Origin of the sequence: Actinomadura napierensis (assembly GCF_039529375.1) — a bacterium.
In the GTDB taxonomy this organism is placed as follows: Bacteria; Actinomycetota; Actinomycetes; order Streptosporangiales; family Streptosporangiaceae; genus Spirillospora; species Spirillospora napierensis.
The window spans coordinates 1-533 of sequence record NZ_BAAAMR010000415.1; the positions used below are offsets into that span (position 1 = coordinate 1).

A 533-nucleotide genomic window follows, 5' to 3' on the forward strand; every position below is an offset into this window, starting at 1 on the left:
TGTGGCTGAGCTACCAATATTTACACCTGCTCCAATTAATTTTGGATATTGAGCATCTAAGTTTTTCTTGAAATCGATTAACTGCTGTAACAAATTTTTGGAACTAAGATCTAGATCATCAATCTGTTGTTGTAAATCATCGTCTTTGGCTTTTACATCTTTTTCAAATGCATATTGGGGGTGCGGATCCTCATGCTGATTATGTTCAGTCATGAGCTTACGAATTAACGCGCCGTATTGTGGGTGTGGATCTTCATCTGCACTATGCTGGTTCATCAACATCACTGCAATTGGAGTATTTGGATCAATTTTTATAGTTACATTTTTTAAATTAACGTCAGTTAAAACAAATCCAAAAGTAACGATAGCAACCACGTTTCCATGCAGTGACATGATTGATTGAACTTCTGTAGTTGACGCCACTGCAAGTAAAGTGCCATCTGAAAATAAGAGGCTTATAGGCACATGACGGAATTGTTTAATATACGCAGCTTTATTCTTGCTATTCCATCCTGTAACAACGGAAAGATAAG

General features: G+C 36.8%; 1 protein-coding gene. It reads right to left on the reverse strand.

Features of this window, described 5'->3' with window-relative positions; all coding sequences use genetic code 11:
* Positions 1 to 533: hypothetical protein (locus ABD296_RS50220; RefSeq protein WP_344285817.1), on the reverse strand; the 533-nt coding region annotated here is incomplete at both ends.